Genomic DNA, 22,370 nt, shown 5'->3' on the forward strand with positions numbered 1-22,370 from the left:
GGGCGTGGGATTCTCCTTCTCGGGCGTGGGATTCTACTCCCTGGGCGTGGGATTCCTTCTCGGGCGGGGGATTCTACTCCCCGGGCGTGGGATTCTACTCCTCCAAGGAATGGAACCCTATACTTCACTAACCAAAAAAAGAGCATCAAATTGCAATGCAATTTGATGCTCTCGTTATTATCTACATATTTTAAATTACGAGCGTATTCCAAAGAACCGTTTCACTTTTGTAAATACCCCTTTTTCATCTTCTAATGACATAAGTGGTACAGATTCTCCTAAGATACGGCGTGCGATGTTACGGTAGGAGATGGATGCTTTCGTATTTGGTTGGAAAGCAATCGGCTCCCCACTATTTGATGCCTTAATCACATCATCATCATCTGCAACAATGCCTAATAAATCGATGGATAGAATCGTAACAATTTCATCCACGTCAAACATATCGCCGTTTTCAACCATATGTCTACGGATTCGATTGACGACCAAACGTGGTGGTTCAATATCTTCTTGTTCGAGAAGACCAATAATACGATCTGCATCACGTACAGATGATTTTTCAGGTGTTGTTACAACGATGGCTTTATCAGCACCTGCTACGGCATTTTTATAGCCTTGTTCAATACCTGCTGGGCAATCAATTAATATGTAGTCATAATCTTGTTTTAACTCATTGATGATTTTGACCATGCCTTCAGGATTTAAATCCGATTTATCGCTTGTTTGAGCAGCAGGAAGCAGGGATAGGTCGTCGAAACGCTTGTCCTTAATTAATGCTTGATTCAGACGACAACGCTCTTGAATCACGTCTACGATATCAAAGATGATGCGGTTTTCGAGCCCCATCACAACATCAAGGTTACGCAGTCCAATATCTGTATCAATTAAACATACCTTTTTCCCCATTAATGCTAATGCAGTTCCTAGATTGGCTGTGGTTGTCGTTTTTCCCACGCCACCTTTTCCTGATGTTATAACGATCGATTCACCCATTTAGCATTCTCCTTTCTACCCCATTCATTTCAGGTCTTTTCTGTGCAAGAAGCTGCAAACGATCGATCATGATCTTCTCTTGACCTTCATCTACATATCCGCATTCCATATAGACACCTTCTGTATCATAATCTGGAGAACGACTAATGTAATCGGCAATACGTAGTTGGTTCGGCTTCATGTAGGATGCAGCAATCACGGCTTGGTTGTTTCCGTTCACACCGGCATGAGCGATTCCTTGAAGGTTTCCCATCACATAGATGTTCCCTGATGCGATTATTTTTCCTCCAGGATTCACATCCCCTACTAAAAGAAGATCCCCTCTCACTTCTAACACTTGCCCGCTACGGACAACTTTAAAAATGGGCGTAATTTCCTTATCTTTTTTCCATTCTAGTGCTTCGTTTTTTGTGATGACATTCGAGTTCACGGACTGAATGACGAGTTTATTGTGATTGCGTATAAGCTCTTTTAGCTGTTCCTCTTGTTGTTCATCTAAATAGCGGTTACCAAGCTGAATATTGACGGTAACCATGGGCTGATCCTCATCAATATATTTCTGTGAAATCTTTTGATCGAGCTCATATAACACATCTTCAAAAGAGCACGTATCATCAATATGCAGTGTTAGTCCATCTTTTGTGCCTTTTATCGTTACGATTGGCTTCTTGTTACTCACGGAAGCTTCACCTCAAACATAATATTCGACTCTAATGATCAAAATTCCTTTCACACGGATTTTGGTCTTTCTAATTGGGTTTCCGACCATTGTTGTAACTTACCTGGAAACAAGGGATACAAAAAGAGTGCAAAAACAAGGTTCGCAATAATCGTAGGAATTAAGCGAATATGCCAATAAGGATCCCATCCCATATTTGTTACATCAACAAGCGTATAGAGGACAAAAAGGACAGTGTCTGCAAGAGCGACACTGACAATGGCTAGAATAATGGTGACGTACAAATTCGCATGAAGAAGCTTCTTCAATCCGTGAGCGATATATGTAATCATCCCATATGCAAACATGTAAACCCCAAGCATATCTGTATAGAGTAAATCAACTAAAAATCCAAATATAATCCCGTATAACACACAATAGTACGTACGATCATAGTCGTAAAATATCGCGATATACACAAGGATAATTAAGACCCAATGAGGGATAATGTGATAATTGGACATCACCCAATCATTGGGCAAAAAATCAATCGCTGTACTTTCCAATACAAGAAAAACTAAGAGAATCAGAGGGAGATATAAGCGTTTCATTCACTTGAATCCCCCTTGTCTTCCTCCTTCATTTCTGGCTCTTCATCCAATGGAGGAGAGTAGATTTCCCGATCAACAACAGATACGTGGTTGATATCATATAAATTGGCCGCTGGATTTATGTAAGCGGTTTGGGTCAATCCATATTCATCAATGATGACCTCTTCAATTTTACCAATTAATAGATTACGAGGGAATACGCCACCCATACCCGAACTTACGACCATCTGACCTTTTTCAATCTCTGCATCATAAGGAATATGTTTGAGCATAAGTCTCTCATCGTCTTCTTGATCTCCTTCAATCAAACCATACACATTGTTTTCGGGTACCATGGCATGGATTCTTGTAGACCGATCAAAGCCCGTAAGCAAACGAACAGTCGACGTAATCGCTGATGTCGTCTGCACTTTACCTATTAAGCCCTCTCCTGTAATGACAGCCATGTCAGGCTTAACCCCATGCTTTTGACCTTTGTTGATGGTCAGTTGCTCAAACCAATGAGGTTCTGGGCTACGAGCGATGACAGACGCTTGGATAGGCTCATAATCTCGAATACTTTCTTTTTTGTCTAACAAGCTCCGGAGTTCTTTATTTTCTTTTCGCAACGCCTGAACTTCATACAGCAATCCTTTAAAGTCTGACAGGCGTGATTTCAATAACTCATTTTGCTTATACGTTTCTTGGATATCCTCTATGTTATCAAAGATTCCAGTTACAAACTGCACCGGAGTATGAAAAGCAGTTTGTACCCAGCCGGTTGTATCCTTTAGAAATTCTTCTGGAAAAGTTAAATTGTCTCGATCTCTCATCGAAAATCCAATCAATGCCACCAAAAGAATAAAGCTGAAGAGAATTAAAATGAGACGTTTATTACGAAAAAACGATGGCATATGTTACACCTCTACTTAATCCATGCTAGTTCTGGAGGCTACATTAGGCTGTGATCTGAAATGGTGAATATACTCTAGTGATTTCCCTGTTCCAATCGCTACACAATCCAGTGGATCTTCTGCGACGAATACAGGCATTTTGGTTTCATCACTAATGACCTGATCAATATTTTTCAACAACGCACCTCCACCTGTTAAGACAATGCCACGATCCATAATATCCGCAGATAGCTCTGGAGGTGTTTTTTCTAGCGTTACCTTGACTGCGTCAATAATTTGATCAACTGTATCTTGTAAAGAGCCAGCAATCTCACTCGCAGAAATCGTGATTGTCTTAGGAAGTCCTGTGACCAGATCTCGACCTCTTATATCCAATTCTTCATCTTCAAGCGGTTTTCCTGCTGAACCGATCTCCATTTTTAACGTTTCTGCAGAACGCTCTCCAATCATAAGGTTATATTCTTTACGAATGTGTTGAATAATTGCATCATCCATCTCGTCACCAGCTACTCGAATTGATTTGCTTGTAACGATTCCACCTAGAGAAATAATCGCAACCTCAGTGGTTCCTCCACCGATATCTACCACCATACTACCAGTCGGCTCCCAAACAGGCAATCCTGCACCGATTGCAGCAGCGAATGGTTCTGCAATTGGAAATGCGTCTTTTGCCCCTGCTTGCTTTGTAGCATCCACGACAGCACGCTCTTCAACCATGGTGATTCCAGATGGCACACAGACCATTACATTTGGTTTGCGAGCAAACGCTGAACGCGTTTTTTGAGCCTTTTTAATGTAATACTTCATCATAGCTGCAGTTGTATCATAATCCGCAATTACGCCATCCTTCATAGGACGAATGACGGAAATATTCGCTGGTGTACGCCCAACCATATGCTTAGCCGAGTTACCCACAGCTTGAATTTCACCTGTAGCTGAGTTTTTAGCAACAACGGATGGTTCACGCACCACCACACCTTTACCTTTTAAAAACACCAATGTATTTGCTGTACCTAAGTCGATACCTAAATCCTGTGAAAATCCAAAACCTGCCACGTTCATCTTCCTTTCTGTATATAAACCAAGTCTTACTATATGGTTATTCATAAATATCAAACACTATTTTAATCAATTCCCGAAAAATGGGAAGGAAAACACAAATTTAACCAATAATTAATCAATTTGACTCAAGATTTTTTATGTAACATAAAGCACACAAGAAGCGCCATTGCTTCATTCAGCAAATGGCGCTTAAAGAATCGATTGTCTATATAATTATACGAAAAATAGGAAGAAATAGATAGTGTTACAAGTACCCTTTTTCTTTTAGTGAGACAAAATTTCTGTCTCCAATTACTAAATGATCTAAAAGTTCTATACCCAGCATCTTTCCACACTCCGTTAAGCGTCTTGTTACATGGATATCTTCTTGTGAAGGCGTAGGATCTCCAGAGGGATGGTTATGAGCACATATTACAGAAGCCGCCGATCTTTTCACAGCTTCTTTGAAGACTTCACGAGGATGTACAATAGAGGCATTCAAACTACCTATGAATATGGTCTGTCTGTGAATGACTTGATTTTTCGTATTTAAAAACATAGCAATAAAATGTTCCTGCTTCAAATCTCTCATTTCCTCCATCACGTAATCAGCGCCATCCTCCGGGCTCTTAATGATATAACGTTCGTGAGGCTTGTGTGAGTGGATCCGCTTCCCAACTTCTAGGGCTGCTAGGATCGTTACTGCCTTTGCTGCCCCAATTCCTTTTATCGCTGTTAACTCTTCAATTGTGGCATCCTTCAATAAAGATAGCCCTTCAAAATGAATTAATACGCGTTGGGATAGAGATAAGACTGATTCCTGCTTTGATCCACTACTAATGAGTATGGCTAGTAACTCCTGATTAGTAAGATGTTTTGCCCCAAGGTGAACCAACCTCTCTCGTGGCCGTTCCTCCTCAGGGACTTGTTTCATTAACATGGGGACATCTGTCAAAACATCGCCTCCTACATTCAATTCCCCTGAGGCCCTTACTTCATTTCTGAGATGCTAGGATAAATTCCAAATGTTCGAAGTGAGCGTACAACACGTGATAATGGCAACCCTACTACCGTATTGTAGTCACCTGAGATTTGTTTAACGAGCATAGCCCCTTCTGTTTGAATGCCATAGCCACCTGCTTTATCAAAAGAGTCACCTGTATCTAAATACAACTCAATGTCTTCTTTTGAGAGTGGCCAAAACTCTACAGTCGTTCGGTCCACAATAAACATTTCTTGTTCAGGTGAGCGTAGCATAACTCCTGTATAAACTTGATGCTTTTGGCCACTTAGACTGCGTAGCATTTGAAAGGCTTCTTCACGTGTGTTTGGCTTTTCTAAAACCTTGTCTTCATAACATACAATCGTATCTGCACTTAAGATGACCTCTTGATCAGATTCAAATCCGATAGAACGACCTTTTCGCTCAGCCAATGTTTGTACATAAGTGCGAGGGTTATAGAAAGGCACGTTTGATTCGTCTACATCTTGTTTTCTTACTATGTGCTGTATATTGACTTGATTTAGTAATTCTCTACGTCTTGGAGAAGACGATGCTAAAATCAGTTGGTTGTTCACATTGATCATCCTTTTCTAGTTGTTCTAAAGAGTTCAGGGTCTATCTATCATACCTTCACCTTAATCGAAGGATCAAAACATGAAAATAGCAAAACTGCACTTTTACTCGATCTTAAAATAACCTTTTCAATTGGTTAATATTTGTTTTTAACATTAAATCTGTTTTAGAAATGTCATTTCACTCTATTGAACATATTGCTCGTAACCATACCAGACACCTAGCAATGAGACCTGAATGGCCCATAAATTCGCAATGGTTTGATTCGTTTGATAGGACTGAACTGCACTTAAATATTGATTATAGCTTTGTTGAAGTGGAGCTGCTTGTTCAGTTATATTTTCTGGGATGCTAGATTTTAAAGAGTTCATTGGTTTGGCCAGTGCTCCAGCATCTCCAGATCCAGAAATAATCAGAGAAGCTGCAGGACTTAATAAGGTTTGCCACTCGTTAGCGCCTGTTTGTACCCATTTTCCTTCAGGTTGAGCAACGTTTTTTTCAGTGCCAGACACATTCCAATCTTTCACATACACTTCTACTTCTTGAGCTTTTAATAAAGTAGCCATCTCCTCAGCTTCAGCTTTTGATCCAGCTACTCCTGCAAACAAATAAAATTGTCCATCACGAGGCCATACATAGGTTTTGAACCCTTTTGTTGCTATCGCACTTTGCATAATTTCAGCTTTTTCTTTTGTGGAAAAAATCCCGGCTTGTACAACAAATGCACTTACTGTCGGGAATGTCATCGTGGTCTTTGATGCAGCTACAGCTTGTCCTCCATTTCCCTTATCTGTAACCGCTTCACCTTTGGTAGACGAATCTTCATTCGTCGTCTCCTTACCAGAAGCCGCTTCCTGTTGAGTGACATCATCTTGATACGCAGTTGATGATGATGCTTCAGGTGATTCCATACCTGCAAAAATACGGAGCATCATATACCCAAGCGCCACACCAATTAAGACGGCAGAAGCCCCTGCCATAATCATTCGTTTGATCGTTTTGGGAACGCCAAATCGATTGTTCTTTACGGGATAGGTACGCTCCAGAACTGAAATGTCGTTCGAATTCGAATCATGATCATTTGAAGCATTCTTTTTTTGTTTCTCTTGTTCTTCCATCCAATCTTCAATCGCTGAGGCCTGTTCATCTTGAGCCAATTGGACTTCTTTTTGAGCTTCCGATCCTTCCTTACGATCGAGGTACGTATCTTCACCATTGATGCGCACAGAAATTTTGTTACCCTTGTCCACGTTAACCCCTCTTTTCTAACTATGTTTGTTTTACCCTATCATAGTAGAAAAGAAAAAGGAGACGACTTTTGTCGGTAGACCCCCATGTCTTTTCGTCATCTTTCTTCATAATGTTGCAAAAGAACTAAAGCGGAAGCGGCCGGGTTATGAATCCAAAAAAACCTATCCTTTAATAGAAGGATAGGTTTAACGTTCTGGGAGCAACACAGCTTCTCCAGCATATACGGTTTCAGAAGATAGTCCATTCACAGATTTCACGCGGTTAGCTAAGTCTTTACTGTATGTTCCGTAAAATTCTTTGATGATACGGAAAAGCGTTTCATCCTCTTGGACCACGTGCTTATGCAGTTTCGGATCACCCTCAACAGCAATATTTTTCTCTGAAGGATCAATCCCCTGGAGTACAGGAAGTTTAATTTGACTTCCCTTGTTTACTTGATCTGTCTTCATTCCATTCACCTGTTTGATCTGTTCAGCCATTGATCGGTTATACGTACCATAGAAGGACTTAATGATGCTGAAGAGTGTGTCATCAGATTGCACAACATGTGTTTCAGTGATTTGAGAGACCTCGTCTTCCTCATCACTAGAAGCTTCTTCTTGAGAATCACGATTTTGTTCCTCATCATCAGTTTCTTGATTTAAGTCTTCCTCATCATTATCAGGTTCCTGATCTGTAACGACTGAGTCTTCGCGATCAAGTGGATTATCTTTATTTGACGGAGGCTCATAATGATACTGTGGTAATTCATCTTGTAAGTTTTCCAATGCTGGATAATAATAAGCTGAAAATGTAACAAGGTGAGTCAAGCGCTCTCCTTCGTCTTGGTCTTCAAAGGTAATCGCATCGATACTAACCAATCGAGATAAACGATTTAACTCTTGTAAAAAGGAGAGCAAATCAGGGAATTCAGGTGAGATAACTTCAAGGTTAAAGGTTAATGCTCTTACTCCTGAAACTTTGGTTGTTTTCCCATCTGGTTGACCTGGTTGTTCTTCCGTAACTTCATTTGAAAGGTCTTCATCCTCCGTTAGTTCAGAATTTACACTTTCTTTTTGTTCCATCATAATGCTTTGAATAAAGCTATTTGAAAGGCTTTCTGCTTTATCTAATGAGATTAATACTTGGTCTTGTACAGGAAGAACCGGTAACTTGCGTTGCATTTCTCGTGATGATTGAAATGAAATTGTGGTTCGGTTCTCTTCTTTTGTACGTAGTGTTTGTAAAATCTTCTCTTCATTCTCTAAGCTCGTTTCAAGTCTATCTAGCTCTTGATTGGCGGGTGACAAAAAGATGTCTTGTGCAATGAGAAACACACCAATTCCCGCTACAATCACAAGTGTTAAAAGAATGTAGTGGAGGCGAGACCATTCAGCTTTCATCCTGATCAACCTCCTCTTTCCACTTGGCTTCATCAATATCGACCTCGTAATTGGCAATATAACGAGGGCGATATTCCAATGGATCATATTGTTCACTTATTTGTTCTGTTGTAATATTACTCAACTCAACATTTTGAATTGCATCTTCTTGCAGCAAGGTATTCGTGTAAGCCGCAACCTCTTGCAAACTATCAAAACGAACAATAAGCTGTAAGTTATTATCTTTGGTATATATGTAGCGTTCAAAATATCCACGCTCAGGTAACAACGAGATCATGCGTTCTAATAGTGAAACGGAAGGAAAGATGGACACTTCCACTTGATCAACTGCTTGTTGAAGCTGTCTTCGATCCGCCTGTGTTTCATCTCGTAAAATCTCTTGATATTCCTCTTGTTCCTTTTGAACACTTTGGATTTCCTTTTGAATATCTTCTTGTTTTGCCTCAATTGCTTGCTTTTGCAGTCCTATCGCAATCACTGTCGCCAAGAGTAAAATAATGCCAATAAAAGCGATTATAAAGGGGACGATGTTCCGTTTCTCTTTTTCTTCAAGTAGATTGATTTCTACAATCATCGTCATGTTGCACCCCTTTGTCGTCTCTATGCTTTTATGGAAAGACCATAAACATCTGCAAATCGTGGTGGTAAAGAGGCAAGCTCTTGTCCGTATGCAGGCTGCAAATCAAACCATTCTACGGGAATATCAAACCTCTCTTTGCAATGCTCATATAGTTCTTCCATATTGGGCCAGTCACCAGATAATAAAATGTTGGTTACATTCGCTTCACCTTTTGTAACTGAAAAACGGTAAAAGCTCATTATGCGTTCTACTTCTCGTAACTGATCCTGTTCATAGCCTTCTAATGTGTTTTTATCATCCATCCAGACTAGACCAGCATCCCCTTCTTCATCCTCCTGCCAAAACTCACCGTCCAGACTCGTTCTCATATAGCGAATAAATTGCGGACGACATTCATGGAAAACGGTTAAAACAATAGAGTCCACATTCCATTGAAGTGACAACAAATGATCCTTCTGTTTTGCTTTATCAAGAGAATAATAGAGTCGATACAACGATAAAGCAGATAAATCTGCCACCAGTGGCTTTAAACCGGTTTCCTTAAAAACCTCTTCAAACGTCCGAATTCGGTCTTCTGGATATGCAAACATGAGGATTTCCTGTTGCCCTTCTTTTTCACCTAGCAACTTATAATCAAAAACAGGTCGTTCGAATGGTAAATGGATTTGATCACCAAGCTGCATATATAAATACCCTTTTATTTCTTCTTCCGCTAGATCTAGTGAAACGAGTTGAGGGCGAATAACAACAGAAGCATCAGGTACGCAAAAATAGAGCTTCTTTCCCTTCCAACGCCTATCACGAATAAGCTCATCTAATATGAGCTCGAGCGTAGTTGGATCCTTCACTTTCCCTTCTTCAATCACGCCTAAAGGAAGATACTTTTCTCCAAAATTCGTAACCCCTTGCAGGCCAGTTGAATCACTTTCCATATAACGAATCACATGGTCTTTTAATACGATGTTCACGCGCTTCTTTGATTTATGTAATCCAAACAAGTAGGATCCCTACCTTACCATAACGTGTCGACATACCACTTTACTATAGAATCGGCAAAAAAATACGCCGTTAAAGCCCCAAGTATAATATAAGGACCAAATGGAATCGGCTGCTTTCGATCAATTTTTTTCAACAAAAGCAATCCTCCACTTATGACCGTACCATAGAGTGTTGCAAAAAAGAAAGCAAGATATGTGTCCTGAAGTCCTAAAACAATACCAATAACCCCCATTAACTTCATATCTCCGGCCCCCATACCACCTCGACTAAGGATAATGATCAGAGCTAATGTGAATAATCCAGCCAAACCGCCTATATAAGAATCCCACCAAGGGTTTAGAGGGTGAATGATTCTTAAGATAACGAAGATGGGCAGGAAGAAAAGAAGGAGTTTATCAGGTATGAGCATATAGGTGATGTCTGTGACAAACACAATCATGAGCATGGAAATAAAAATGAGCGAGATTAATAGTTCAATATGTAATCCGAAAATTAAGTAACTTACAGCAAATAGAACCCCTGTCGTTAATTCTACGATCGGATAAATAGGTGATATTTTGGTCCCACACCTTCGACATTTCCCACGTAAAAAAAGGTAAGAAAAAACGGGAATTAAATCCCGCCAAGTTAATGTGTATTCGCATGTTGGACATTGTGAACGTGAATGGACGAACGATTGCTTGAGGGGCAATCGCAGTCCGACCACGTTGAAGAAGGAGCCGAATGTTAGGCCTAAACCTAATATATAAATTAAATAAACAATTTGAATAATCATAGGATTTTAAGGGTTAGGATTTAATTCTACATCATTATCAGGGTCAGCTGACTTTGGATTACCTGAAAAATAATTATAACCACCACTGTTTTTAAGTATTACAGTGTTCGGAAAAATAACTACGGAGGAAGTTTCATTGTAAGAATCTTCACCACCAGAAGGAGGTGTCACATCATCTATTAAATCTTCATCTATTAATTTCTGGTAAGTAACTTGTGTAGCACTAGTATTCACTTGAACTTTATATAACCTTGCCGCTTCTAACATCATTTGAGCATTCGATAAATGTGCTTTTCTTTTAGAATCATCAATCACATTCCCAATAGCCGGCACAGCAATCGCCGCAATAATTCCCAAAATCACAATAACCGCTAACAGTTCAACTAATGTAAACCCCTTCTCGTTCCTCAATATTTTTCTTAGTTTGTTAACCATGTGTGTCTCCCCTTTTTTGTTTAAAAAAGTTTTATGTTTTAAAAAAACCGACCTAACCATAAAAGTACATACTTTGATGATTGGCCGGTTGCACTAATCGCTCCTGGTCGTCTAAGTGCCCATATACAGACGAACCGTTCAACGCTTCCTTCGACATAAATCTGAATCTATTTTTCTACTACCATTATATTAGATACCCTACGAATTTACCACACTAAACATGACATTTTTATGAATTGTTACTGGATTTGCTCAAAAATAGAAAACATAGGAATAGCTATAGACGCAACGATCCCCCCAACCACTAAGGCTAAAAACCCTATCATTAGCGGCTCGATTAAGGTTTTGATTCGATCGGTTGCATGGTCTAATTCGGTTTCGTAAAAATCTGCCACTTTACCAAGCATTTGGTCTAATGCTCCCGATTGTTCACCTACAGAGATCATCTGGGTTACAAGCGGAGGAAATATCCAGTGTTTTTCCATCGGCCCAGCCATAGATTCCCCTTTTTCAAGTGAATGTCTAGCATGTCGAAGCACACCTTCAATGATCTTGTTATCTACCACTCGCTCTGTAATTTGCACAGCTTGCAGTACAGGTACTGAGCTATTGAATAACGAGCTTAACGTCCGTGTCATTCTAGATAGGGCAGCCTTTTGCATGAGTGATCCGAATAATGGAATCTTCAGTTTTATTAAATCTGTATAGTATGCAAAAGAGTCACTCTGTTTGCGCGCATACACCATACCTGAATAAATAAGAATGGGTAGCAAAATGAACAACCACCAAAATACTGAAAAAAAGTCTCCCAAGCTTAAAACAAACCGAGTTATCGGAGGTACTTCTCCTCCAAAAGACACAAACATATTTGCAAAGCGTGGAACAACAAAGCTTAAAAGGAAGATTACAATTCCAATAGCAATAATCCCAACAACGATCGGATAGGTTAACGCTGAAATTACCTTTTGACGCGTATTGTATTGTTTCTCATAATAATTTGCCATACGATTTAAGATTTCATCCAGATTACCACCCGCTTCACCTGCTCGAATCATATTAACGAACAGATTAGGGAAAACTTTACGATGTTTTTCTGCGGCATCTGAGAAGGAGTGTCCACCTTCTAAATCCTCTGCAATCGATTGGAGCGCCTTTTGTAATGGCTTACTCCTCGTTTGTTCCCCTAAAATATAGGTAGCTTGTACGAGTGGAATTCCTGCCTCGATTAACGTGGCGAACTGCCTTAAGTAAATCACAAAATCTTTAATCTTAATTTTTTGTCCCAGGTTTATCTCTTTATATAAAACACTATTAAGCTCTTGGATGGATATGACGGATACGCCATCCGTACGAAGTTTCACAACCGCTTCTCGTTTGGAATCTGCCTTTAAACGACCCTGCTTTAACTTCCCTTTAACATCACGGCCTTTGTACTTAAAGTACGCCATTTACGTCTCCCTCTCTGTTAAAAAAGGAGTAGCTACTTCAGAGGAAATAACCCCTTCCTCTAGAAGTGACTTGATCGACATCTCGAGTGTGTGCATGCCTTGTGCCTTAGACGTCTGCATTACATTAGGAATTTGGTGAATCTTTTCATTACGGATTAGATTCTTCACTGCTGAAGTGTTCATCAAGATCTCTGTTACTGCTCGTCGTCCTTTTCGATCCTTCGTCTGGAACAAACGTTGAGAAACAATCGCCTGCAAGACATTAGCAAGCTGAATCCGAATTTGGTCTTGCTGGCTTGGAGGGAACACATCAATGATTCGGTCAATCGTTGAGGCTGCGTTTGTTGTATGTAATGTCCCCAGGACCAAGTGACCGGTTTCTGCAGCTGTAATAGCCGTAGATATCGTTTCTAAGTCTCGCATCTCCCCAACAAGAATGACATCAGGATCCTGACGTAAGCAGGCACGTAGGCCATTACCGAAATTTTGTGTATCGAACCCAACTTCGCGTTGGTCAATGATGCAATATCGGTGAGAGTGTAAGTACTCAATCGGGTCTTCAAGGGTTATAATATGTCTTCTCATGGATTGATTCATATAATCAATCATAGATGCTAGCGATGTCGATTTCCCACTTCCTGTAGGACCTGTAACGAGTACTAACCCTTGAGGCTTACCAGCAATTTCTTTAAGAGTACTTGGCATTTTTAACGTCTCCAACGACGGGATTTCTGTTGGAACCACTCGCACCGCCATCGAGATGCAGTTCCGTTGATGATAAGCATTTATACGAAAGCGTGAAAGCCCAGGGATTCCATAAGAAAAATCGATTTCCCCTTTGTCTTCGAATTGATTCCATAAAGACTCTGATAAAATCGCTTTTGCCATCCCTTTTGTTTCATCTGGTTTCAAGGTATCTTTCCCGTACTGTTTCAAGTCACCGTGCAAACGAAAAATAGGTGGTACTCCTACTGTTAAATGGATATCAGATGCTTCTAATTCAAAAGCTGCTTTTAATAATGTATCGAACCGTTCTTTCATGACTCGATCCCCCCTTATTCATCCATTGCCACACGTAGTACTTCTTCTGTTGTGGTTAATCCTTGCTTTACTTTTAGCAGTCCATCATCTACTAGAAAAATCATGCCACTCTTCCAAGCATATTGGCGAATTTGAGCGATAGACTGATTGTTCATCATCATTTGTCGAATTTCATCATCTACAACCAACACTTCCTGGATCGCCATGCGGCCACGATACCCAGTTTGTTGACAGCTACTACATCCCTTACCTTTATATATTTCATCTGCTTTGATCCCTCTTTTTTGGAAAAGGTTTGCTTCCATTTCTGTAGGAGTATAGGGTTCACGACAGTCCCGACATATTCTACGTACGAGCCTTTGAGCTACAATACCGGACAGGGAAGACACAACTAAATATGGCTCAATATCCATGTCTATTAAACGTGGAATGGTCGCAATTGCACTATTGGTATGTAACGTACTGAAAACGAGGTGACCTGTTAAAGATGCACGAATAGCAATTTCCGCTGTTTCCGAGTCACGTACCTCACCAACCATAATAATATTCGGGTCTTGTCTTAAAATGGAACGCAAGCCATTCGAGAAGGTAAGTCCCACTTGGCTATTCACTTGCACCTGATTGATCCCCTCAATCTGATATTCCACGGGATCCTCAACGGTAATAATGTTAACGTCATCGGTATTCAAGTGATTTAAAGAAGCATAAAGCGTACTTGATTTCCCTGATCCTGTAGGCCCTGTAAGTAAGATTAGGCCTGAAGGTTGTTCAATTAACTTCAGAAAACGTCGGTAGTTGACCTTGTTGAACCCTAATTCAGATAGCTTGTTTAACACGCTTCCAAGGTCTAAAATTCGAATAACCACTTTCTCTCCATAAACCGTAGGGAGCGTCGAGATACGTAAATCAACAGGTGTCATTTCTACGTGGGTTTTGATACGCCCATCCTGAGGTAAGCGGTTTTCCGTAATGTTTAAATTTGCCATGATTTTCACACGGGCCGTTAAAGAGTTTTGCATCGATTTTGGTAATGTTCGCTCTGTCTTTAAAACACCATCGACACGGTAACGAATTAAAACCTTTGTTTCCTGAGGATCAATATGTATATCACTTGCCTTCATTTGAACCCCAGCTTGTAAAATCTGGTTCATTAAACGAATGGCTGGAGCATCATCAGGATCGTCCGTTTCCTCTACGTTAATCTCAGTTTCTTTTAAGTTATAATACTTATTGATGGCTTGATAGATTTCATCTTTGGTTGAAATAACCGGTGAAATTTGAAAGCCCGTTGATATTTGCAGGTCATCAATGGCGTAGTAATCCATCGGGTCATTCATTGCAACAACCAATTCATCCTCTTCCTTTTTTAAAGGAATAAGGATATTTCGACGCGCGAAATCCTTAGACACCATGGTCATCAGGTTCGTATCAATTGGATAGCGATATAAAGAAATATGGGGAATGCCTAGTTGGAACTCCAATACTTCAATAAGTTGTTGTTCTGTTATGAAGCCTTTTTCTAGTAAGGCATCCCCTAGTTTTTGCCCACTTTTTTTCGATTGAATCGTCTCTTCAATTTGCTCTTCTGTAAGCAACCCTGCTTCTTTTAATAAATCACCTAAACGCTTCCGCTTTGCCATTAGGCTTCCCCCTTGATTCCGCAGCAGTGATTTTTTTATTTCTCTGTACTCTTTGTATTCCCTTGAGGTTCCTCCCAGATGTCATCTGGAGCCTGATTGGAATCATTCCCATTTGAGGTCCCTTCATTTCCATTGCTGTCTGATTCATTCTCTCCACTATTTTCACTTGAATCTCCATCAGGTGATGAAGAATTGCCCGAGTTATTCGATTGATTATTCTCGTTTTCATTAAACGTTGGAGCTTGATTGTCGTCCGAGCCTCCAGGCGAAAACCCGCCTGAATTGTTTGTTGAACCTGATTCCGTTTCTGGTGGTTGGTCATTGGTACCATATCTCACTTCGATGCGGTTTACAGGTGGATAGTAATCATCAGAGATGAAATCTTTTTGAATGACTTTTCCTTTATCCTCTACGAAACGATACACTTCCACTGAAGTACCTTCTTGCCCTTCAACTTTTACATTTGATTCGCCACTTGGAACACGTTCAGAAAATTGAACAATAGTCCTCGGTTGAATCTTACGACTATTTTCTAACGTTATCTCATAACTGTTTGGAAGAGGGTAGCCTAAAACTTTTACAATCAGCTCACCATTCTCTACAGCTGCATTAAGCTGATAAGGTTGTTCATTAGGATTCGTAAAAACAAGATCGTGATTGTTCTTGGGTTTTACGCTCGCTTCTTTCCCTAATTCTGCATAAGAAGGCAGTTTAGTAGAAATGTGGCGCTGTTTTATAATAAAGTTTGTTTCCAGAATAGCTCCATAGACCGCTGTAGCTACTGCATTTAAAGAAGGTTGGTCCATTTCTTCTTCCACAAATGAGAGAAGAGAAAAGGGTGTTTGGTTTTGAACTACTGCTCCATTTAAAGCGTTAACTAAGTCTGTAACATCCATCTCTTCATTCAGGGTGATGCTATACTCACTTACCACTTCATAAAGCTGCGTAGTTCCGTCTTCAACATACTGATAAATAGAAAAATGTAATGGCTCTTTATGTAGTGCCTCAGCTCTAGCTGTAATTTTTGTGGATAGTTTGTTTATTAAAATATGATTATATAAGTCCGTACCTACTTTGTTTTGAAGAACTCCAAAATAGGATTCGTTCATCTCCACAACAAAATAATTTCTTTCTCCATCCTCGACTTGGTTCAGAGTCTCTGGAATATCGAATTGAATAAAATCTTGTTGAAATACAATATTTTGTTCTTTCATCTCAAGTGTAACGTTATGGGTATCTTTCCAATCAGAAGTCTGAGACGCAAGCTTCTGTCGGGCTTCGGATCTTGTTAATCCACCGATATGTACGGGGCCCACCATTGTCTCAGCTTCATATGTTTGTGGCTCCCCGAAAACCTGATTATATGCTAAAGGGCCCACTTGAGAAAAAGTGAAAAGAAAACTAGAACATAATAAAAGAAATAGAAAAATACCTAAATTACTTTTTCCCATTGTAAGCCCCCTTAGCGCATTCGTTTAAACACGATTTGCTTAATCATATGCTTGCCTTTTTTCATAATAAATCCTTTCACATAACGTTTAAGAATCTTTTTGACCATGTTCATCATCCCTTTGATTTAAAAGATCTTCTAAGTCCGTAAATTCTGACCGATCCTCTTTCAAGACATCAGAGCCTTGTAACTGTACCTCTCGCTCTTCAATGATATCAATACCAAAGCTTTCAAAACCTTCTCTTTCTTCAAAATGCTGTTTTAGGTCTTTTTTCTCCAATTCCTCTTCTTTAAACTCATCTATTACAAAATCTTCTTGATCGTCACTGAATAAAGAAGAAGTTTCTGAGTTAAGTTCTCTATCTTGTTTAGGTTGTTCTTGTGTTTGTTGACGTGCAGCAAGAAGTTCTTCTTCTGGTGAAAGTTCTACTATTGGATTGGGTTCAACTCTTTCTTGATCAGAATCCATGTTAGAAGCTTCTCTTCCACTCTCTTTTTGTCTGTTTTGAGAAACTTCTTCTAGATCGGTTACCGCTTCAGGTTCTGTATAGCTATTTTGTTCATCTACTTGATCGAACTTTTTTTCCGGGATTGTTTCATAAGACTCATGAACATAATCATGTGTTTCTTGTATATCTTCATAATCCATTATGACATTATCATGATGAAAGCTGCCTTTATCTATATCGGGCTGTTCCTCTTCAATATCATCCAGTGATTGGAGTGTATCCTTTTGTTCTTTACTTAATAAATGATTATTAACTTCTTCATTATAGTCTTCCTGAAAAGTTTCAGATGTTTTAACCGCTCTTTGTAATAATATTGTTAATAAACCAGATAAAGTGATTAGTAGTATAAGTATGTACCACCACTGAAATAAAGGTAAAGATAATAGGCCAATTAAAGATACAACGAAAGCAGCTATAACTAAGGTCGCTTTTCCTTTCATGGATATACCAAGTGGAATAAAATAGACTATAGAAAGCAGGATTAAAAAACCGATGCTAGCAAAAATTATGTTATCCAATCTATTCACCTCATTCTATTAGTCTATGACTTTTAACATATTCATTTTTAATTTATTGTATAATAAAGAAATTAGATTTAAAAGATTTGGTTCTTTTACAGTTTATTGGAAAGCACTTAATCTAAGGTTATTATAAGGAGTTTGTTAAATTGAGAAATCAGAAAGGTTTTACATTAGTTGAAGTAATGGCAGCCATGCTCCTTTTATCTATTATATCGATTGTTGTTTACTCATTTATAAATTTTTCGAGCGTGCAAAATGTTCAATCTAAAAATAGGGAAGAAGCTATTATGATAGCTCAGAGGCATCTGCAAACGACTGTTGAGGAAATGAAAGCTGGCCAACTCAGTTCTTCCTTAAGTCAAACTGCTTACACCCAGGATAATGGCTATACACTCTCAAGAATTGAAACAGAACTTGGCGACCCTATTCCTAATACATATTTACCTAATTTACAACACCATGTTTCCATACAAGGCATAGCTTATCGACAAGGTTCAAGCACTGCAAAGCAAATTACGGTGTCGGTTTCATGGGAGGGACCAAATTGAAAAGACTACAAAATCAAAAGGGCGTAACACTTGTAGAGCTATTGGCAGGACTCGCAATTGGCGGGATTATCATTACCTTGGCCATGAGTTTATTTATATTTTTATTTCAATTTGTACAAGAGCAAGAACAAGAAATTGTGGATCGATCTCAAAACCATATATTAAATACTGTATTATCAAGAAACTTATCATCTCCCATAACCTTATACTATTGGGATTCAAATGAACTTAGATTTAAAAACCAAGACGAAGTAATTTTTAGTATTTTATTTGATAGTTCCTTGAATCAATTAACGATTGCTAAATGTAATTCTTGTTCAAGTATCAAAACCTATTCCAGTGATGCAATTGTTGAAAAGCTTGAGAATGTCAGAGACATGACTGTAATGAATGCAAGCCCCTCACAAGATGATCCTATTAGGGATAGGATTACTCTCCTTTTCATATTAGAGGATATAACTGTTAGAACTAGTGGTGAGGAAATCCTTAGTGAAAAAGAGATCTCATGGACGGTTACCCCTCTTAACAAGAACTATAATAAACCTCCTAACTAAAGGAGGTTTATTTTATAGGGCAAGTTCCGAAATCTACTGTTCCAGCTAAATCTCCTGACTTTAATGTTCCACATGGGTTACCACTGTAATCAAATGTATCCGGGGGAACAATCACACTTAAATCTTCTAAGAAAATGTCATTTCCGGCATACAATTTTAATTCTGGTTTATTTTTATTAAATTCTAAAATTGCGTCTTGTAAAAAAATACTTCCCGCTGCATCAAACTCAATTCTTCTTTCAGCATACAAATCAGACCAACGTGCATCAATATCCTGTGCAGATTGAATAGTAATTCCAGTAAAGTCACCTCCATTAGCTGTAGCATAGTTCGTTAATGAACCTTGTATTACAACATCGCCACTTTTTGATGTAATGTTTAATGTAGGATTGCTTTGATTAGCCACTCTGAGTGAGGCAAGATCTTGGATGACAACTTCACCTGCAGATAAATCAATGTTTTCCTTATCTGTATTTGTAAAATCAACACTATTCGTAACGATAAGGGTTTCATCAGCCGGCTTTTCGATATTGTTCTCCATCTCTATATACTCAATCTCACCATCAGGCCCGATACGAATAACAGCGTCCCCATTTGCTGCAGTAACATCAAGATAAGAAGTCATACGATCACTTTTCTCACCACTATTAAAATTGGAGATAGCCCCTAAGACTTGTGAACTCGTCGCTGAATACTTCTTAGTAAATGCATAAAAGTTAAAGTTGGGTTTGAAGTCTCCAAATGCTACCTCTCCTTTTGAATTCGTGTACTCAATGTTAAAAGTTTGACCATATTGATAATTCAAAAAGAACAGGTAACTCCCAAGAGATTGCCTTAAGTCTGACAAGAGATCTTCTTGCTCATCAATATCGGTTATATTAATATCCGGCATCTCTAGGCGGTTTTTAATATCCGAACTTGAAAGCATTGTAAATGAAGCAACACTATCCCAATAATTCCAAGCTGTAGCACCATCATCTCTAATATCAAATGCTATATTGTTTGTTCCTTTGGGTGTAAAGCCACAAATAAGATATTCCCCATTCCCTAGATCTTCAACATAGATCCAAGGAGGAAGTTTCTTTCCACTATTCACCATATGGGTTAATGTTTCAGAATAACCATCTGAAGAAGCTTTCATTACCACTTTATACGCTTGATTTCCTGTCTGACAGGACATATCCCTATCGTTCACCGTCTTTGTAGTAACGTCTAAAGTAACCTTTCCTCCATCAGGTAAATATAAGTCTTCGTTATTACATAAACTCTGAAGAATCTCATTGTTTTCTAAGTAACTATTCATTGCTGTATTTAACACTTGGTTTACCTGTACTTCATTCGTTATCCTCATAACTTGTGAGCGATCTTGCGATAATTGAGAGAATACTACGGGCATAAATATAGCAAGGGAAAAAATAATTAGTAATACATACACTAATGCCCCGCCATTTTCATTTGTAAAGTAATTTTTCATAGAATCGCTCCTAGGTAAATTCAACCCTATTATATCATGTCAGAGTATTTAAAAACGGCTGAGCATTCACTCAGCCGTTTCTACTTTTTCATATGCTGCTACTTTATTACGTCCCTTGCGCTTGGCGCCTATGTACATGGCGCGGTCTGCGTGACGGACAAGTTCTCTTGGGTCTTCGGAATCTTTTGGGTAAGTAGCTGTTCCTAAGCTTGCCGTTAAGTAAACTTGAACAGGTTCATTTTTATCCATAATGTGCTCAGAAAGTACAAATGGTTTATTTGCAATCTTTCTTCTCACATTTTCTGCGATGTGATAGGCATGTTCTTGATTTACATTTGGTAGTAATATCACGAACTCTTCTCCACCATAACGTGCCACTGTCCCCTTATCATCAATGATATTGGTTAACCGATCCGCTAACTCACAGAGGGCTTCATTTCCACTTTCATGCCCGTATAAGTCATTGACTTGTTTAAAATGATCTAAATCGATTAATACAATTGATATATGTTCTTCTCGATTCTGTTTATTCAGTTCATTAAAATAGTTTTCTAGATGATTTTCAAAGTAACGGTAATTATATAATTTCGTTAATGGGCATATCTCACTTTTACGTTTTGTTTCTTCATAGTTTCTTGCATTTAACAATGCAACCGCTAGATAGTTTGTTAAGATATCAGCTATCATATACTGATATTTTTCGTATGCGCGCTTCTTTTTTGAAGCTAATGTAAGTACGCCTACAACACGCTCATCACGTTCGATTGGAATGGATATAACACTCTCTACATCCTGAGGGATAAATGAACCTTGAGCATCCGATTTTTGTTTCGCCCACTGATTTCTATATCTATAGTGAAGTCCTTGAGCATTCCCCCAAACCTTACCACTAACGGATTCAAACTTATTAAGGGTGACCTTAGGTAAATTTTCATGATGCTCTGAATCATAAAAACGAATTAATTTAAGGTATTCATGATTAGGGTCATCACGATTCACATCATAGACATAGGCATAGTCGACATCTAACAGGCTTGAAATCCTCTCAACAAATCGATCCAACACTTCATCAGCTTCTAATTTTCCAGTCAGCTCGTGCCCAATTTCACTCGTTCTTTGTAAATATCCATTAATCCGTCTACTGGAATAGTACAACATTAAAATAAACGATAAACTTACAAATGGGACTCCTACGTAATAAATGGCCTCAGTTCCAATTTCCACATAGAGAATAAAAAGCACAAAACCGATTGGAATTACAAAAAGTGTATTATAAAAGTCCCACCAAAATCCTTTGTTCAAGAATTTTTGAGGTGCTCTCATTAAGTACTTTCTTACTAAACTTAAGATAAGTTGATTCGTTAAGAAATACGAAATCACATAACCACTAATAGGGAGTATATCTCCAGGTGAGTTCATTGCAGTTTGGCCATGTTCTCCTCCTAAGGAATAGTAAACTAGAGCGCTAACTATTGACATCATTAAAAACATTAAAAGATTTAGAGGGATTTTATATAACAGATTCTTTGGCAATCGCAGTTTCATAAAAGATGTAAAGTAAGCGATTTGAGTTAAAACCATTTCTGCAAACAAACCATAATAGAGGAACACAGCAATTGATATTCCATGAATAAAGAAAACAGGAGTATCGTTAACGATAATAGGAAACATCACCACAATACTCATAAGAACAGCAAATGAGATCAAATCAAACCAGTTACCATCAAAAGTTGTTGACGGAAAAACATTGTAAATCATAATTAGAATGGTTGGATATAATAACGCCCATGCTACCCAAACCCCAACTTCTCTCTGCTTAGAAATCATTTGCAAGCATCTCCCTATACGAATCTTCAAATACAATGCTTTTTTTCTATTATTAATATTCTATGTGAATTCTATCTTTAATTATACAGAAAATTCAATTTTAAATAATACTAATAGCATAGCACATAAATCCTATGTTTTCAAAAAATTCAGTACACCTAAAT

Annotated in this window: 22 protein-coding genes and 1 riboswitch; of the genes, 2 read left to right on the top strand and 20 right to left on the bottom strand. The window is 38.7% G+C overall.

Annotation, left to right across the window (positions count from 1 at the left end):
- Nucleotides 1-195: 195 nt before the first annotated feature.
- From minD to H514_RS0121635, 18 genes are all read right to left on the bottom strand, one after another.
- On the bottom strand, nt 196-993 hold the full coding sequence (gene minD, locus H514_RS0121545) for a septum site-determining protein MinD (RefSeq protein WP_027448829.1): 798 nt from the start codon (nt 991-993) through the stop codon (nt 196-198).
- The gene (gene minC, locus H514_RS0121550; RefSeq protein WP_027448830.1) at nt 986-1,672 is read right to left on the bottom strand and encodes a septum site-determining protein MinC; all 687 of its coding nucleotides are present in this window, start codon (nt 1,670-1,672) and stop codon (nt 986-988) included. The genes minD and minC overlap by 8 nt, the downstream gene beginning before the upstream one ends.
- Before the next feature lie 50 nt (nt 1,673-1,722).
- Nucleotides 1,723-2,262 (bottom strand): rod shape-determining protein MreD, encoded by a 540-nt coding sequence (gene mreD, locus H514_RS0121555; RefSeq protein WP_027448831.1) that lies wholly within the window; start codon nt 2,260-2,262, stop codon nt 1,723-1,725.
- The gene (mreC, locus tag H514_RS0121560) at nt 2,259-3,155 is read right to left on the bottom strand and encodes a rod shape-determining protein MreC (RefSeq protein WP_027448832.1); all 897 of its coding nucleotides are present in this window, start codon (nt 3,153-3,155) and stop codon (nt 2,259-2,261) included. The genes mreD and mreC overlap by 4 nt, the downstream gene beginning before the upstream one ends.
- Nucleotides 3,156-3,170: 15 nt before the next feature.
- The gene (locus tag H514_RS0121565; RefSeq protein ID WP_027448833.1) at nt 3,171-4,211 is read right to left on the bottom strand and encodes a rod shape-determining protein; all 1,041 of its coding nucleotides are present in this window, start codon (nt 4,209-4,211) and stop codon (nt 3,171-3,173) included.
- 250 nt (nt 4,212-4,461) lie between these two features.
- Nucleotides 4,462-5,136, bottom strand: a complete 675-nt coding sequence (radC, locus tag H514_RS0121570) for a RadC family protein (protein ID WP_036842131.1) — start codon at nt 5,134-5,136, stop codon at nt 4,462-4,464.
- Nucleotides 5,137-5,186: 50 nt separating this feature from the next.
- A complete protein-coding gene (locus H514_RS0121575; protein ID WP_027448835.1) occupies nt 5,187-5,774 on the bottom strand; it encodes a Maf family protein in 588 nt (195 codons plus the stop codon).
- Nucleotides 5,775-5,957: 183 nt separating this feature from the next.
- A complete protein-coding gene (locus tag H514_RS0121580; protein WP_027448836.1) occupies nt 5,958-7,022 on the bottom strand; it encodes an SPOR domain-containing protein in 1,065 nt (354 codons plus the stop codon).
- Nucleotides 7,023-7,208: 186 nt separating this feature from the next.
- Complete coding sequence (locus tag H514_RS0121585) at nt 7,209-8,405, bottom strand: LysM peptidoglycan-binding domain-containing protein (protein WP_027448837.1); 1,197 nt, start codon at nt 8,403-8,405, stop codon at nt 7,209-7,211.
- Complete coding sequence (locus tag H514_RS0121590; protein ID WP_027448838.1) at nt 8,395-8,985, bottom strand: PilN domain-containing protein; 591 nt, start codon at nt 8,983-8,985, stop codon at nt 8,395-8,397. The genes H514_RS0121585 and H514_RS0121590 overlap by 11 nt, the downstream gene beginning before the upstream one ends.
- A 20-nt stretch (nt 8,986-9,005) precedes the next feature.
- The gene (pilM, locus tag H514_RS0121595) at nt 9,006-9,983 is read right to left on the bottom strand and encodes a type IV pilus biogenesis protein PilM (protein WP_027448839.1); all 978 of its coding nucleotides are present in this window, start codon (nt 9,981-9,983) and stop codon (nt 9,006-9,008) included.
- A gap of 14 nt (nt 9,984-9,997) precedes the next feature.
- Nucleotides 9,998-10,759 carry a prepilin peptidase gene (locus H514_RS23735; RefSeq protein ID WP_051255279.1) on the bottom strand — a complete coding sequence of 254 codons (762 nt, stop codon included), beginning with the start codon at nt 10,757-10,759 and terminating at the stop codon, nt 9,998-10,000.
- Between the two features lie 6 nt (nt 10,760-10,765).
- Nucleotides 10,766-11,194 (bottom strand): type II secretion system protein, encoded by a 429-nt coding sequence (locus H514_RS23740; protein ID WP_051255280.1) that lies wholly within the window; start codon nt 11,192-11,194, stop codon nt 10,766-10,768.
- Nucleotides 11,195-11,267: 73 nt separating this feature from the next.
- A riboswitch (cyclic di-GMP riboswitch) is annotated at nt 11,268-11,351 on the bottom strand.
- An 82-nt stretch (nt 11,352-11,433) separates the two neighbouring features.
- On the bottom strand, nt 11,434-12,642 hold the full coding sequence (locus H514_RS0121610; protein WP_027448841.1) for a type II secretion system F family protein: 1,209 nt from the start codon (nt 12,640-12,642) through the stop codon (nt 11,434-11,436).
- A complete protein-coding gene (locus H514_RS0121615) occupies nt 12,643-13,683 on the bottom strand; it encodes a type IV pilus twitching motility protein PilT (protein ID WP_027448842.1) in 1,041 nt (346 codons plus the stop codon).
- A 14-nt stretch (nt 13,684-13,697) separates the two neighbouring features.
- Nucleotides 13,698-15,323, bottom strand: coding sequence for a GspE/PulE family protein (locus H514_RS0121620; RefSeq protein ID WP_027448843.1), 1,626 nt, complete (start codon nt 15,321-15,323; stop codon nt 13,698-13,700).
- A gap of 35 nt (nt 15,324-15,358) precedes the next feature.
- Nucleotides 15,359-16,774, bottom strand: a complete 1,416-nt coding sequence (locus tag H514_RS0121625; protein ID WP_027448844.1) for a VanW family protein — start codon at nt 16,772-16,774, stop codon at nt 15,359-15,361.
- 87 nt (nt 16,775-16,861) lie between these two features.
- On the bottom strand, nt 16,862-17,800 hold the full coding sequence (locus H514_RS0121635; protein ID WP_027448845.1) for a phage holin family protein: 939 nt from the start codon (nt 17,798-17,800) through the stop codon (nt 16,862-16,864).
- Between the two features lie 149 nt (nt 17,801-17,949).
- Here H514_RS0121635 and H514_RS0121640 point away from each other — a divergent pair, with 149 nt between their 5' ends.
- Both H514_RS0121640 and H514_RS0121645 read left to right on the top strand, forming a co-directional pair.
- Nucleotides 17,950-18,351 carry a type IV pilus modification PilV family protein gene (locus tag H514_RS0121640; RefSeq protein WP_027448846.1) on the top strand — a complete coding sequence of 134 codons (402 nt, stop codon included), beginning with the start codon at nt 17,950-17,952 and terminating at the stop codon, nt 18,349-18,351.
- Nucleotides 18,348-18,905, top strand: coding sequence for a PilW family protein (locus H514_RS0121645; protein ID WP_027448847.1), 558 nt, complete (start codon nt 18,348-18,350; stop codon nt 18,903-18,905). The genes H514_RS0121640 and H514_RS0121645 overlap by 4 nt, the downstream gene beginning before the upstream one ends.
- A gap of 7 nt (nt 18,906-18,912) precedes the next feature.
- On the opposite strand, the gene H514_RS0121650 is transcribed toward H514_RS0121645, so the two are convergent.
- Complete coding sequence (locus H514_RS0121650; protein ID WP_027448848.1) at nt 18,913-20,379, bottom strand: hypothetical protein; 1,467 nt, start codon at nt 20,377-20,379, stop codon at nt 18,913-18,915.
- A 66-nt stretch (nt 20,380-20,445) separates the two neighbouring features.
- Entirely contained in the window at nt 20,446-22,206 is a 1,761-nt protein-coding gene (locus H514_RS0121655; RefSeq protein WP_051255281.1) for a sensor domain-containing diguanylate cyclase, read from the bottom strand.
- Between the last annotated feature and the right edge of the window lie 164 nt (nt 22,207-22,370).

The sequence above is a fragment of the Pontibacillus marinus BH030004 = DSM 16465 genome, assembly GCF_000425225.1.
In the GTDB taxonomy this organism is placed as follows: domain Bacteria; phylum Bacillota; class Bacilli; order Bacillales; family BH030062; genus Pontibacillus; species Pontibacillus marinus.

Bases quoted from the DNA above. Each gene is read 5' to 3' on its own strand.
- minD (WP_027448829.1), bottom strand. From the start codon at position 993: ATGGGTGAATCGATCGTTATAACATCAGGAAAAGGTGGCGTGGGAAAA.
- mreD (WP_027448831.1), bottom strand. From the start codon at position 2,262: ATGAAACGCTTATATCTCCCTCTGATTCTCTTAGTTTTTCTTGTATTG.
- mreC (WP_027448832.1), bottom strand. From the start codon at position 3,155: ATGCCATCGTTTTTTCGTAATAAACGTCTCATTTTAATTCTCTTCAGC.
- radC (WP_036842131.1), bottom strand. From the start codon at position 5,136: ATGTTAATGAAACAAGTCCCTGAGGAGGAACGGCCACGAGAGAGGTTG.
- H514_RS0121585 (WP_027448837.1), bottom strand. From the start codon at position 8,405: ATGAAAGCTGAATGGTCTCGCCTCCACTACATTCTTTTAACACTTGTG.
- H514_RS0121590 (WP_027448838.1), bottom strand. From the start codon at position 8,985: ATGACGATGATTGTAGAAATCAATCTACTTGAAGAAAAAGAGAAACGG.
- H514_RS23735 (WP_051255279.1), bottom strand. From the start codon at position 10,759: ATGATTATTCAAATTGTTTATTTAATTTATATATTAGGTTTAGGCCTA.
- H514_RS23740 (WP_051255280.1), bottom strand. From the start codon at position 11,194: ATGGTTAACAAACTAAGAAAAATATTGAGGAACGAGAAGGGGTTTACA.
- H514_RS0121610 (WP_027448841.1), bottom strand. From the start codon at position 12,642: ATGGCGTACTTTAAGTACAAAGGCCGTGATGTTAAAGGGAAGTTAAAG.
- H514_RS0121615 (WP_027448842.1), bottom strand. From the start codon at position 13,683: ATGAAAGAACGGTTCGATACATTATTAAAAGCAGCTTTTGAATTAGAA.
- H514_RS0121620 (WP_027448843.1), bottom strand. From the start codon at position 15,323: ATGGCAAAGCGGAAGCGTTTAGGTGATTTATTAAAAGAAGCAGGGTTG.
- H514_RS0121625 (WP_027448844.1), bottom strand. From the start codon at position 16,774: ATGGGAAAAAGTAATTTAGGTATTTTTCTATTTCTTTTATTATGTTCT.
- H514_RS0121650 (WP_027448848.1), bottom strand. From the start codon at position 20,379: ATGAAAAATTACTTTACAAATGAAAATGGCGGGGCATTAGTGTATGTA.
- H514_RS0121655 (WP_051255281.1), bottom strand. From the start codon at position 22,206: ATGATTTCTAAGCAGAGAGAAGTTGGGGTTTGGGTAGCATGGGCGTTA.